Annotated in this window: 18 protein-coding genes; 8 read left to right on the top strand and 10 right to left on the bottom strand. The window is 51.2% G+C overall.

Translation table 11 applies throughout. The features are described 5' to 3' along the window. Positions 1-410 precede the first annotated feature (410 nt). The 3 genes from VMX96_09515 to VMX96_09505 are packed head-to-tail and all read right to left on the bottom strand — an operon-like array spanning position 411 to position 2,275. Complete coding sequence (locus tag VMX96_09515; protein ID HUU64136.1) at positions 411-1,205, bottom strand: tyrosine-type recombinase/integrase; 795 nt, start codon at positions 1,203-1,205, stop codon at positions 411-413. A 1-nt stretch (position 1,206) separates the two neighbouring features. Further along, a complete protein-coding gene (locus VMX96_09510; GenBank protein HUU64135.1) occupies positions 1,207-1,602 on the bottom strand; it encodes a hypothetical protein in 396 nt (131 codons plus the stop codon). Then, a complete protein-coding gene (locus VMX96_09505) occupies positions 1,589-2,275 on the bottom strand; it encodes a DUF5131 family protein (GenBank protein ID HUU64134.1) in 687 nt (228 codons plus the stop codon). Before VMX96_09505 ends, VMX96_09510 begins: the two co-directional genes overlap by 14 nt. 335 nt (positions 2,276-2,610) lie before the next feature. Here VMX96_09505 and VMX96_09500 point away from each other — a divergent pair, with 335 nt between their 5' ends. The 8 genes from VMX96_09500 (at position 2,611) to VMX96_09465 (ending at position 7,082) form a co-directional block, all read left to right on the top strand. Then, on the top strand, positions 2,611-2,796 hold the full coding sequence (locus VMX96_09500; protein ID HUU64133.1) for a hypothetical protein: 186 nt from the start codon (positions 2,611-2,613) through the stop codon (positions 2,794-2,796). Continuing rightward, positions 2,780-3,037: a hypothetical protein gene (locus VMX96_09495; GenBank protein HUU64132.1), complete on the top strand. Its 258-nt coding sequence runs from the start codon at positions 2,780-2,782 to the stop codon at positions 3,035-3,037. Before VMX96_09500 ends, VMX96_09495 begins: the two co-directional genes overlap by 17 nt. Further along, on the top strand, positions 3,038-3,643 hold the full coding sequence (locus tag VMX96_09490) for an HNH endonuclease (protein ID HUU64131.1): 606 nt from the start codon (positions 3,038-3,040) through the stop codon (positions 3,641-3,643). Between the two features lie 4 nt (positions 3,644-3,647). Continuing rightward, positions 3,648-4,745: a hypothetical protein gene (locus VMX96_09485; protein ID HUU64130.1), complete on the top strand. Its 1,098-nt coding sequence runs from the start codon at positions 3,648-3,650 to the stop codon at positions 4,743-4,745. After that, entirely contained in the window at positions 4,742-4,978 is a 237-nt protein-coding gene (locus VMX96_09480; protein ID HUU64129.1) for a hypothetical protein, read from the top strand. Before VMX96_09485 ends, VMX96_09480 begins: the two co-directional genes overlap by 4 nt. A 140-nt stretch (positions 4,979-5,118) precedes the next feature. Continuing rightward, a complete protein-coding gene (locus tag VMX96_09475) occupies positions 5,119-6,063 on the top strand; it encodes a hypothetical protein (protein HUU64128.1) in 945 nt (314 codons plus the stop codon). Next, complete coding sequence (locus VMX96_09470) at positions 6,063-6,689, top strand: ATP-binding protein (protein HUU64127.1); 627 nt, start codon at positions 6,063-6,065, stop codon at positions 6,687-6,689. The genes VMX96_09475 and VMX96_09470 overlap by 1 nt, the downstream gene beginning before the upstream one ends. Next, on the top strand, positions 6,690-7,082 hold the full coding sequence (locus tag VMX96_09465; GenBank protein HUU64126.1) for a RusA family crossover junction endodeoxyribonuclease: 393 nt from the start codon (positions 6,690-6,692) through the stop codon (positions 7,080-7,082). A 6-nt stretch (positions 7,083-7,088) separates the two neighbouring features. Here VMX96_09465 and VMX96_09460 read toward each other — a convergent pair whose 3' ends face one another. From VMX96_09460 to VMX96_09430, 7 genes are all read right to left on the bottom strand, one after another. Further along, positions 7,089-7,454, bottom strand: coding sequence for a hypothetical protein (locus VMX96_09460; protein HUU64125.1), 366 nt, complete (start codon positions 7,452-7,454; stop codon positions 7,089-7,091). A 15-nt stretch (positions 7,455-7,469) separates the two neighbouring features. Beyond that, positions 7,470-7,880, bottom strand: coding sequence for a hypothetical protein (locus tag VMX96_09455; GenBank protein ID HUU64124.1), 411 nt, complete (start codon positions 7,878-7,880; stop codon positions 7,470-7,472). A 106-nt stretch (positions 7,881-7,986) separates the two neighbouring features. Next, positions 7,987-8,331, bottom strand: coding sequence for a phage holin family protein (locus VMX96_09450; GenBank protein HUU64123.1), 345 nt, complete (start codon positions 8,329-8,331; stop codon positions 7,987-7,989). Between the two features lie 57 nt (positions 8,332-8,388). After that, a complete protein-coding gene (locus VMX96_09445) occupies positions 8,389-9,663 on the bottom strand; it encodes a hypothetical protein (protein HUU64122.1) in 1,275 nt (424 codons plus the stop codon). 82 nt (positions 9,664-9,745) lie between these two features. Beyond that, positions 9,746-10,483 (bottom strand): hypothetical protein, encoded by a 738-nt coding sequence (locus VMX96_09440; protein ID HUU64121.1) that lies wholly within the window; start codon positions 10,481-10,483, stop codon positions 9,746-9,748. Further along, positions 10,483-10,911: a hypothetical protein gene (locus tag VMX96_09435; GenBank protein ID HUU64120.1), complete on the bottom strand. Its 429-nt coding sequence runs from the start codon at positions 10,909-10,911 to the stop codon at positions 10,483-10,485. Before VMX96_09435 ends, VMX96_09440 begins: the two co-directional genes overlap by 1 nt. A 40-nt stretch (positions 10,912-10,951) precedes the next feature. Continuing rightward, entirely contained in the window at positions 10,952-11,176 is a 225-nt protein-coding gene (locus VMX96_09430) for a hypothetical protein (GenBank protein HUU64119.1), read from the bottom strand. Between the last annotated feature and the right edge of the window lie 59 nt (positions 11,177-11,235).

Here is an 11,235-nt window from a genome sequence, read left to right as displayed (position 1 = left end):
AAGTCAAAGTTTGGATGCTCGTTCAGGAACTTGATACCATTCAAGAGCATCTTCTGGCAGCCAGCTTCATAACTGCCACCGAAACCACTAATATCAACTGTTTTCATTTTTCTCCTTTCCGTAATATAAGACGCCTTATTTAAGGTTTGGGTCAATCCCTAATTCCCGACAAGCCTTTTCCCAGCATTCCCTACAGAGTGGAGGACGTTGTGATGCCTCTTCCCACCTCCCGAGAATGTGATTGGGGTCAGGGACAACATAGGAAATTTCCTCTAATTCCTTCCCACAATGGCTACAATTAGCTTTTGCCATCTTCCCCTCCCTACTTTTTATCGACCTTATATCTGCGGCCAAGGCGGTCTATCATGCAGCTATCGCAGAATCTACGCCTCGACTCCTGCCTCGCCATATCACCAGATTCCTTTCGTCCCTTTCTTCAAATCCTGAGGCATCAGCTGGAGGTAGATCATCGTGGTGTTTATGTTCTTATGCCCCAAGCGCTGCTTTATGATCGAGATATCCTCCCCCCTCTCAAGGGAAATGACGGCATTTGAGTGCCGGAACATATGGAGACGGACCTTCACCCCGGCTATCTCGCCCAATTCCTTAATCCAATTACGAATCTGGTGGTAGGTGTATGGGAACAGCTTTCCCTTGGGCTTTGCCCACTTTATGTAGGCACGGAGAGCGTCCATCCCCTTCTGGCTTATGGGAATCCAGCCCTGCATATTGGTCTTTGTGCGGTCAGCGAAAATTAGTCCGTTCTTCCAGTCGATGTCGTCCGCTGTGAGGGCAAGGAGCTCGCTAATCCTAAAACCAGTGTCGCTCAACACCACGACCACCGCCCGCTCCAAGGGCGTTCTCGCCAATTCAATCAGTTTATTTATGGTGTCCATCTTGTGATACTCGGGCAGTTTCCTGCCCGGAGTCGGCAACAAGACGCTACTCGCGTCATCCGATTTACCTTCCCATACCAAGTATTTCCTTATCGCCCTGCCATATCTGGCCACTGAGCTCAATTTGAGCCCTCTGTCCAATTCCTGTCGGAGGAACTGCTGCGCCATCTCCCCGGTTGCCTCCCCACCATCCAAAAACACCCCGAACCTCTCCAGGTCATAACGGTATGCCGTCTTGGTATTGTCGGCGGCGGGATTCAACGACCCTTTGTGAGTTAGGGTGGAGATAAACCTTTCCACTTCCATCATCTTATCCTTTATCCCCGAAGTAGTGCTCCTCTGAGCAGTAGAAGGAGTCGGGCTTGTCGCTGGCCAGCCCCCTGTGCTTAGACGACTCGGAGGGCCAGTCCTTGACCGTGTTGAACTCGCTCCCGCAGGTGACGCAGGTGATGGTTATCGTCTCTAAAGCCCGATTAGATCCGGACACCAGCTCCCCCTTTCTGACACTCTTATAGCAGTTGACGCACAGTCCGGCGTCCTTGTGCATCTGACCGCCACAGCCCGGGCAGACAATCATACGGTGGCTGCCACGGTAGTTAGTCTTTTGCATATCCTGGCGGTATCCGACGCGACACTCCTTACACATCACGCCGTAGCTCGGCCTGTGGCAGATGATGCAGGTGCTGTGCTTCTTAGATTGCCCCATAATTCCACGCCTCCCTGATAGTCTTAGTCCGCACCTCGGTGAACTGCTGCAAGCGGCTGATGAGTTCTAATGTCTTTTCCAGCGGTGGCTCCGGGAGATTATTGGACCAATTATCGTACCCTATGTAAACAAATTCTGGTTTAATCAGTTCAATGCGCTGCGGTAGCGCATTGAGGTCAAAGTCCATAATCGGCTCTATGGACACGAACTTCCTGCCCCAGGGAACGCAGGCCAAAGCCAGAGCACGACTGGCCGGGTCGGGAGCGTCGGTGATAGCGGGATATGGAAGATTGCTTTCGATGGTGGTGCCGAGAATAATGTTAGGTGGGAATTGATTTACAAACTCCATATAACGAAGGGGATTCTTCGTCAGCATCAGGAAGGTAGCGTCGGGGGATCGCTCCACGACTACCAATGTCTGCTCAATCCACTCCCTCGGGACCCAGCGACCCCACAAATCTCCCATATCGCAGGGAAATATCAAGCCACTCCTGAAACTACTGAGAAGCTCCGCCTTGACTAAGTAGGGCCTGAAGTCCTGATACTGCGGTAGGTGTCTCAGTCTGCCCAGGGCGAGTTTGCGGGCATAGCAGTAGGAGCAATTATGCTCACAACCGACCACCGGGTTCCAGGTCCTCCATACCTCGGCGAACATCCTTGTCACAATTCCCATCGCTTTCTAAGTTGACTCCAGCTCGAATAGGGTATCCCCCACTTTGTCCGCATTGCTGTTAACCCGAGCTTGTCAAGATCATGGAGGATTGCATCCTTATGCAATTTATAAAACTTAGCCCGCTCGCTTGCTGTGCTTCTCTCATAGCCACAGGTATAACACTTTAACTCACCCTCTGGGGTTCTTCTCAGGAGAGTCTTACACTTAGGGCATCTGAGTGGTCTACCTTCTTTCATATAACTGTCCTTATATTACCACAGGATTTTGATATTGTCAATAGGGTATTGACAGGTGCTTGACAGGTGTGTTATAATGTTTTCAGTATGGTAGACAAGATGGTTTATTTTAGGACCAGTGAGGAACTGGATAACTCAATCGAAACAGAGGCGAAGCGACTCGGTATCACCAAGGCTGGCTTCTTGAGTCTTCTTGTGCAAAACTATTTTGATGACATCCACTTCGAGCGCCGAAGGGAACCAAACCCACCAATAGAGGAGGTAGGCAGTGGTACAAGAGAGTAGAAAAGATTGGCGCCCCGAGGACTGGCAGAATCCACATAATCCAGATGATAGTGGTACTCATTTACCAAGTGACCCAGACCAAATCTTTGAGGCTGGCGCTGATGCTATGCTGGAAGCACTAAAGGCTGAGGGTTGGTATTCAACACCCGCTGTAGCTGGCACTATCGCTAATAAATATGGATCGTTTAAGTTCAATCCAACCAAACCCTGTTGGGCAGTATTTATCCCGGGTGAGGAATAAATGCCTATCGATGGTGTGAGCGATGTGGTGAGGTATGGCAGAGAGTTGGGATTTACAGGATTAAAAGCGTCCAGAAGATTCGTCTGGCGGGTTTGTAAAATTTGCGAGGAGGGTAGCTGGATCAGAGAAGATGGCTTTCGAGAAATCTGCAAAATCTGTTCTATCCGCGAAATCTTTAAGTCTTGGTTAGCTAAATCAGGGAATCAAAAGGGGAATGCAAATCCAAATTGGAAAGGTGGCCAAACGGTAGATAATCACGGGTATACACTAATCCGCCTACATCCTGATCATCCTTTTTACCCAATGGCAAAGAGTAATGGCTATGTACCCGAGCACCGTCTTATTATGGCTAAGAAACTGGGAAGGTGTCTGGAATCTTGGGAAATAGTGCATCATATAGACGGTAAGCGAGGACATAATAGTGAAATGAACTTGGAACTAGGGAGCCAGAGAACGCATAAACTTAGTTACGCAGATGGTTATAGGCGAGGATATAAAGATGGTCAAAAGTCAAAAATAGGAACCCTTGAGCAGGAAATCAGATTGCTGAGATTCCAAATAAGAGAACTCAGAATTGTCATACAGCCAGAGCTTAGGAGGGAGTAACAAAATGAGCCCAATAGCTAATTTGTCAGACATCGTCAGAATCCCCCGCCTCGGAAAGATTCGGCTCGGCATCAAGGTCGAGCAACCCGGTAAGCACCCCTACCCCAAACCGACCGACTATTTCGTGGTCCCACCCGAGATCGCCGATGTCTTCGGCGACAAACCCAAGGAGCTGGACATCATGTTCCCCATGGAGGATTCGTCTCAGTTCGCGCAGCAGTGGCTCCGGGCCTACTCTATGACACAAGGTTTAACCTGCGTCGGTGATGGCATCACCTCGAGGAGAAAAGTAGACACCGCCACCGGGGCGATGGCCAGCCACGAAACGGTAGAGTGGATATGGAAGGACGATATGCATTGCGACCCCCAGGACTGCCCCGAGTTCCTGAAAAAACGGTGTAGGCGCGTGATGAACCTACAGGTGCTTATACCCGTAGTGCCTGGGCTAGGGGTGTGGCAGATCGACACCTCGTCCTTTTACTCGATAGTGAACATCAACTCTATGATTTCACTACTAAAAGCCATACTGGGCCGGTGTAGTATGATACCGCTGACACTGGCCCTGGGTCCGATTGAGGTGAGTCCACTAGGGCAGAAGAAAAAGACCGTCTACATTATGCACATAAAGAAAAACATCAAGCTGTCGGACTTAGCCAAGGTAGCGCTATTGCCGCCGGCGCAGGCACTGATACCACCACCGGAGGTCGAGGAGGCGCCGGCGGACCTGTACCCAGAGGAGGTGCTTGCTGAAGCAGAGCCAGGGGCAGAGGTCAAGTCGCTATCAGGGCCTCCTCCGGCGCCAGAGCCAGGGGCGGAGGCAGAACCAATGCCGGAAGAGGCATGGGAAAGGTTGGTTGAGGAGGAGTCCCCACAACCTGAATCCCAGAATGTGGCTTGGAACATCGTAAAGGCACTACTCAACGAGCTCAAACCAAAGGAAGGGCTGGTAACCCAGTGGTTCCAAAAGCACTTCAGCGTCTCGGTAAACTTGGCCGACTTCGACAGCGAAAAGCCGCCAGATAAGATCACCGAGCAGATGCTGAAACAATTTCACAACTCGCTACTGGCGACGAAGGAGGCCAAAGCGAAAACCCCAAAATGATTAAGGACCTTTACGGCAATGTCGCCGTACTGGAGGGAGTGTATTTCGGCGACGAGGTTTATTTTGTGGCAGATGAGTTTTGGGCGAGGCGCATGGAGGGTGATGGAATTATCACCTACACTATAGACGAGATGGAGACCGTGAAGCAGTTGGATGAGATCACAAAGGCACTGGTGCATGAGGCGAAGAAATATGGAGCTGTGGTGGTGGAGAGATTGACAGGGGTGGTATAATCAAAAAGCAGGTATAGAAATGATGTTGTTTTTCTTACAAATCAGCCATCGATTTTGGCCGCCTAGATCGGTGGGGGGTATAACACAGCCCCGTACCTGCAAAGGCGGCTTTTTATTTTGGTTTGTGGGGAGTATGTAGTATGCCACGCGAGATGGCAAGAAAACCAAGGTACATCCACCCCAGCATCTCGACATCTGCCGACTTGGCCCGGTGTTCGGCATTAGCTCAACTGCTGTTTACATTCGGATTCCCCAATGCTGACGACCAAGGGCGCCTCACCGGCGACCCGGTAAAACTGAAGCTCATCGTCGTCCCAGGCACCAAGGAGATTACAGCTGAAACAATACCAGACCTACTTCAGGAACTGGTAAGCAACGATCTTATTATACTCTACCACGCAAGTAGTGAGCCTATACTCCAATTCAAGGGTTGGTGGGGGTTCCAAGGACAACAACGATGGGCCTACCCGTCTAAATATCCATCCCCCAATGGTTGGGTAGACCATCTAAGAACTAGAAGAAAGGAATCAAATGAACCCGAACCAGTACCGACACTGTCGGTACAAGAACAGACACCGTCTGTCATAGTACCGACGCCGTCAGTACAACGACAGCCGACGTCGGTCAAAGACGCCCCAGTACCAGTACCAGTGCCAGTACCAGTAAGTGATATACCTACGGTATATCCCGCCGCTCCAAACACGGCACCAGAAAATCTACCAAAGCACATAAGACAGAAACCGAAACAGGCTGAAGCCGGAACCTTCTTAGACCTAGTTGAGCAACACATAGGCACCAAGCTGGTTCAGCGCCCAAAACACATAGGACAAATCCGTCCGTTATTAGTGAAGTTCCCAGAGGCGACACCTGATAGCCTGCTGGATTGCTTCAAGTGGCTAAAACAGCACGACCCATATTGCCAGGCGCGTGATAGCCCGATGGTAATATCAATGTTGCCGTCCAAATACCCGGAGTGGGCGGCGGGCAAATTATCAGCGGGGGGTCAGCCCCGGGGGTCACCCAAGCTCCCTACCGCCGATGAGTTGAAGAGCCGGACCAAAAAGTTTATGAAGGGGGAGAAGTAATGTGGAGAGAGAGGTGTCCTGGTGTATATGAGGGGATTCCTATGACACTAGAGGAGATGGACACCTTGGCGGTGCTGGTCAGGATCTCCAACTTGCCGCTACCCACTATTGAGACTCATCGGCTTAGCAGGTGGGAGCACAACGAGGCAACTGAGGTAGCGTTTTCTGAAGTCAAAACCTTCCTTGAGCAGCCAAAACACCCCTTTCTCAGCCTTCTCGGCGGCGTTGGTTGCGGGAAAACACATCTCGCTCTGTCTTTGGGGTGGGAGTGGATTGAAACCCGCAGGGGAGCCGTCCTTTACTACCAGGTTGAGAGCTTCCTCGATGAACTCAGGAGGGGCTACAGGGATTGGGAAAGGGGTGAGGCTGACCCCTACTTGCTGTTGGAGCAAGCTAAGGCGTGTCATCTCTTTGTGCTTGATGACCTTGGTGCCCATAAGCCTACTGCTTGGGCCGAGGCAAAACTCGATGAAATCATCAACCACCGCTATATCAATCGGCAGCCTACAGTGATAACATCGAACCTCTCTCTCGATATGCTGCCGGAAAGGATCGCCGACAGGATGGCAGAGGGCGTAGTAGTGGTTTTGGAGGGGAAAAGCTACAGAAGGCGAGAGAGTCCCTAAATGAAGATTACTCTGAATGTCGAACCCACGCCTAAAGCCCGCCCCAGGCACGGCGTCTCCAAGTCGGGCAAGAATTACACCTACACACCAAAGGGCACGGTTCACGCCGAGAACTTAATACAGGACCGGGTAATGGAGATGGACCAGTACTTCGAGGCTGGGACGCCGATCAAATTGGTGGCGACATTCTTCCGCATGAAACCAAAGTCAACACCGAAGAGGGTACTGCTACCCGTCACCAAGCCCGATTGGGATAATATGGGGAAGCTTTTAGGGGATGCGCTGGAGCATTTTGTCTACTATTCAGATAGCCAGATAACCACAGCCCTGATTAAAAAGAGGTTCGGGTCCCCACCCAGAATAGAGCTGGAGATGACAGTGGATGTCCCTTGACTACTACTACGCCTCAACCACCACTCCGTAGTTGTTATGTATTCGCCTCCTATCCATCTGCTCCATCTGCTCCCTCAATGTGGGGAACTGCCTTTCTGCCCCGCACTTGAGGCAGGTGCCGTAGTTATCATCACCGATATCCCAGTAGTGGACGCACCTCTCCTGCACTCTTCTTCTCAGGTAACATACCAGGCAGGTCTTGGAGCTTTTCTGTATCCAGGTACCGCAGTCGGGGCACTGCTTCATGGGGTGGTTTCCGTGGTAGTGGGGCCAGCGGGTGCCGTTCCTCTCCTTGTTCCGGCACTTGCGACACAATTTGTATTGGGGCCACTTTGGCCCGCCGCATAACGGGCAAACCACAGGCCGCAACATAATATCCCCTTTGGATCAGCGCTGGTTCTGTGACACTTCTATCATGTAGGCGCTGGCCAGTAACACCAGCTCCTGTATTGTGTGGTTAGTGTGAGCGGGGTTGGTGTTGAGGGCTTCCAGTCCTATCTCTTTCATTAGTAATATGTGGGCTTCCTGTAAGGTTTTGGGCTTTTTCCTCTTCGCCAGCTGGGTCAGTTTATCTTTCAGCGTGTCGGGCAACGCCTGTATCCCCTGATCTGTTATCCTGTACTCGCTGTGTCGCGCCATGTCGCCTTCTTTGGCCAGTCTCCTCAATCTATCCTCCACATAAATGCTCCAAATCAGGTCAATTTTTGCCTGCATCTTGGCGATCTTCGTCACGTAGGCGATGGCAACGCCAATAATGGACATAATTCCAGTACATGCCCCAATTATTCCCCAATCCATAGTCCACCGTTGTGTTTAGGCCCTGACTATGAAGATAGGCACACTACTGGCTTTGGTATCGCCATCGATGTGCCTATCTTCATCAAGGATATCCCTTTAAGGCAGTCTAGGGTACCTTCTTCAGATGTTGCAGTACCTCGTCAGGGATGGGCAACCCCAGTTCGCCTAAGTTAAAGGCAATGCGAGCGACTAGTGCAGCCATGACAACTGCATACAGAGCGGTGGCTGCCACCTGCCATGATGGAACATAGAAAGCTATGCCCCACAGGACCAGAACCGGGATGACATAGATGACGACCCGTTTAGAGATGTCGCCTAATCTAGCCAGTTCAAAGTCGCCCTTTGCCATGATTGCGGCTAATACCGCGAGTACGAAATTGCCCGCCACCATGGCCAGAAGAGCCCAGATGAGGTTGTTCTGGAACACATGCGCTATCAGTCCTGAATCCATTATGGCTCACCTCCTTCCTTTCCTTTTGTCTTATTGTAAACAGCTTTCGTATTATTGTCAAGCTACACCGTGCACTTTTGCGATGTTCGCCACATCCACCCCCATGACCTTGGCCGGGTTGGTGACGCCCATGACCTTGCCCGTCCAGCCACCAGAACCAGTGGCCCCTGCCTCATACTCGATATAGATTGCAGGTGGGTCATAGGTTGTATTGTCCCAAGAGGCTGCGCTACGAAGTGCTCCAATATCTGATTCAAGGTCTTTGTCTTCCCAGAAAACGATTAAGGCATCACCCGTACCAGCTTGGTCATCAACCACCTGTTGCACAGCAACAGCAAAATCAAGGCTTTGATAAGATTCCCCTTTAGCCCAAGCATCAATTCCATCCCAAGCTATGCAACCCGCTCCAGTAGTGCGTGTTCTCCCGATATGGTCATCATAATCTGCTATCTGCCCAGGATTATTTGAATTCTCACAGCAGAGGTCAGACCTAACTACCGTGGTATCCCTGTCAAGCCTAGAAATTAAAGTCAAATATGCAACAGATACTATTGCCCCTGCTGGGATATTAACACCAGTAAATCTAGCAGAACCACCATAACCACAGGCGGTTGCGATACTATTACCAGCATTGAATATAGTGCCGGTATTTGACCAGGTAGGTGTATCAAACCTACAAACATAATCATCATCCTCAGTTGCCCCCACACTCAACTCAAGCGTGGTGTTCTTCAATAGGACAGGTAACTTCAGGTCTGTCAGGTCAAGGCCGAGTTCCAGTTGGCCATTCTTATACGACCAGTCGATAAACCGCTCTTCGCCGTTAGCGTCTATCAGCCTCGGCCTCGGTATGCCTATCCCACTCTTAGCTTTGAGGAGTTGTAGTATGTCCAGCCCCACCGAGTCTACATTGAGAGCAATCTTACTGGAAGGCAGAGCTTCTCGCAGAAGAACCATAAAATGAACGCCTGTGTTGGTGAGTTGGTAAATAATATCGAACTTAGCTGCCGAGGCAACTATCCGCTTTCCCTCAACTAGCCACGGCAGATCCTTGAAGAAGAGCATAGTTGGCAGATATAGCTGCTGTGTCCTATCTACCCTATCTGTGAAAATGCGCCTTGCTCCATCTCTGGCAACCTCGAAAGCATAAGGCGCACCTTCCACGTGCCAACCTTGAGCATCGGGTACGAACTGGGGCTGAATGTCTACCCAGTCCTTTCCCTGCTCCCGCATCTGTATGGCACGGATAGAGCAATCCAATGCCCATCGTGTCCTACCATCAGGGGCTTTCCCAAGGAAAGTTCTCCTGCTATTGCTGAGTTCGATAGGCATAGTTCTTCCTCTTGAACTCCTGAAGGATGTCCAAGCTAAACGCCATCAGCTAATCTCCACCAGCTCATACTCTTTATTATTGTCAAGCTACACCGTGCACTTTAGCGATGTTAGCCACATCCACCCCCATGACCTTGGCCGGGTTGGTGACGCCCATGACCTTGCCCGTCCATGGTATTAGTAGTGGCTTAAAAGAAACCAGTAAACCATTGCTCAGGTGACCGTTACTAATAGTGGCGACTCTCGATCCAGTAGCACCAGCGGCGGCCTTAGGGAAGTCGGCTATTACTATTGCGGGACGGTTGAGAGCACTGGGGTTATCAACACGCTCGGTCGGGGTCGGTGCGCCAGTGTAACCAGACGCATTGGCAATTAAGTAACCGAAGTGGGGACCAAATTCAACAACTAGGTCATTATTAACAGTAGTGGTGATTCCAACATTATGAAAGGTTAAGGTTACGCTGGCGCCAGCAGTAACATAGGTAGCGCTGATAACATCTGTGGGGGGATTGTCAGTTGTGATGCCACGATAGGCGACAACAACAGCGGTGATCATACCGCCGGCAGGATGAGTGACCAGCGGCGCAGTATCGCCGCCAACCGCACGACGGTAGTAGAGGGTGGTTCGCACTTGTGCGCCATTATTTGTGCCGGCATCAATCGCCGTCCACCCTCCAGGTAGAGTGGAGTTGACATTGTCGTTACTGATAATGCCACACAGGAAAATATCATCAGCCGCCCAGCCCGCAGGTAATGCCGGGGTGGCATTGCCGGACATGGGTTCTGCTATTGCGCCAGCACCGACATAGGACCAGGCCATCAGGCAATCTCCACCAGCACAGGGCTCGGCCTGAGGCACAGTATGTTAGACCTGAGGGCAAACCCGACAACCTGCACTTGGTCCCCGGCGGTGTACCCGGAGATGTCCTGCGTCAGCTCACCTATGGTAAGGCTGGCGTAGACCAGACCGCCCACTGTCCAGCTCCAGCTGTCATCCCGCACCAAACCATCTACGAGTAAAAGACCCTCGGCATCGGTCATGAGCGACTCCAGTGCCATTGCCGACACTGGCATTGTGCCCACGGCGTTGGCATCGGACTTCCAGAACTTGCCGTCATTTTTCAGGTAGCAGGCATCGCCGGAAACGACATTCTCCCCCACCGTTTCGGTGCAGATTATGCCGCAGTAAGAGTGGTCAGCCTGCAAGGCGTTCTTGGGGTAGTAAACTGACAGATCTGACTGGCTCATTTCAACCCTCCGTCCCTACATTGCTATTACCGCTAATTCACTATTCCGCAGGATGTGGGTGCGTCTCGGGGAGGTCGATGGGCTTCTCGTTGAGGATGGTGGATTTCACCGACTCAAGCTCGGAGGCGATCCTCTGGGCATCGAACTCCAAGAAGCCGTGCGCCAGCATGGCACTTTGGGAAGCCTTGATCTCCGTCTTGATGTTCTCCAGCATCTGGAAGATATAGGGAATAGTGTCGTTGTAAACCACGGGTTCTGTCGCCATGTTGCCACTCCTTCTAAATTTGTACTTAAACCAACTCATGTACATCGAGTTACTCCTCC

The sequence above is a fragment of the Dehalococcoidia bacterium genome (assembly GCA_035528575.1).
Taxonomy (GTDB): domain Bacteria; phylum Chloroflexota; class Dehalococcoidia; order E44-bin15; family E44-bin15; genus DATKYK01.
Note: the sequence above shows the minus strand (reverse complement) of the source record. Positions and strands in the feature narration are given on the sequence as shown.

Coding starts and splice junctions, on each gene's coding strand:
- VMX96_09455 (HUU64124.1), bottom strand. CDS start 7,880: ATGGATTGGGGAATAATTGGGGCATGTACTGGAATTATGTCCATTATT.
- VMX96_09500 (HUU64133.1), top strand. CDS start 2,611: ATGGTTTATTTTAGGACCAGTGAGGAACTGGATAACTCAATCGAAACA.
- VMX96_09465 (HUU64126.1), top strand. CDS start 6,690: ATGAAGATTACTCTGAATGTCGAACCCACGCCTAAAGCCCGCCCCAGG.
- VMX96_09440 (HUU64121.1), bottom strand. CDS start 10,483: ATGGCCTGGTCCTATGTCGGTGCTGGCGCAATAGCAGAACCCATGTCC.
- VMX96_09510 (HUU64135.1), bottom strand. CDS start 1,602: ATGGGGCAATCTAAGAAGCACAGCACCTGCATCATCTGCCACAGGCCG.
- VMX96_09450 (HUU64123.1), bottom strand. CDS start 8,331: ATGGATTCAGGACTGATAGCGCATGTGTTCCAGAACAACCTCATCTGG.
- VMX96_09490 (HUU64131.1), top strand. CDS start 3,038: ATGCCTATCGATGGTGTGAGCGATGTGGTGAGGTATGGCAGAGAGTTG.
- VMX96_09430 (HUU64119.1), bottom strand. CDS start 11,176: ATGGCGACAGAACCCGTGGTTTACAACGACACTATTCCCTATATCTTC.
- VMX96_09480 (HUU64129.1), top strand. CDS start 4,742: ATGATTAAGGACCTTTACGGCAATGTCGCCGTACTGGAGGGAGTGTAT.
- VMX96_09475 (HUU64128.1), top strand. CDS start 5,119: ATGCCACGCGAGATGGCAAGAAAACCAAGGTACATCCACCCCAGCATC.
- VMX96_09505 (HUU64134.1), bottom strand. CDS start 2,275: ATGGGAATTGTGACAAGGATGTTCGCCGAGGTATGGAGGACCTGGAAC.
- VMX96_09515 (HUU64136.1), bottom strand. CDS start 1,205: ATGATGGAAGTGGAAAGGTTTATCTCCACCCTAACTCACAAAGGGTCG.
- VMX96_09435 (HUU64120.1), bottom strand. CDS start 10,911: ATGAGCCAGTCAGATCTGTCAGTTTACTACCCCAAGAACGCCTTGCAG.
- VMX96_09460 (HUU64125.1), bottom strand. CDS start 7,454: ATGTTGCGGCCTGTGGTTTGCCCGTTATGCGGCGGGCCAAAGTGGCCC.
- VMX96_09470 (HUU64127.1), top strand. CDS start 6,063: ATGTGGAGAGAGAGGTGTCCTGGTGTATATGAGGGGATTCCTATGACA.
- VMX96_09445 (HUU64122.1), bottom strand. CDS start 9,663: ATGCCTATCGAACTCAGCAATAGCAGGAGAACTTTCCTTGGGAAAGCC.
- VMX96_09485 (HUU64130.1), top strand. CDS start 3,648: ATGAGCCCAATAGCTAATTTGTCAGACATCGTCAGAATCCCCCGCCTC.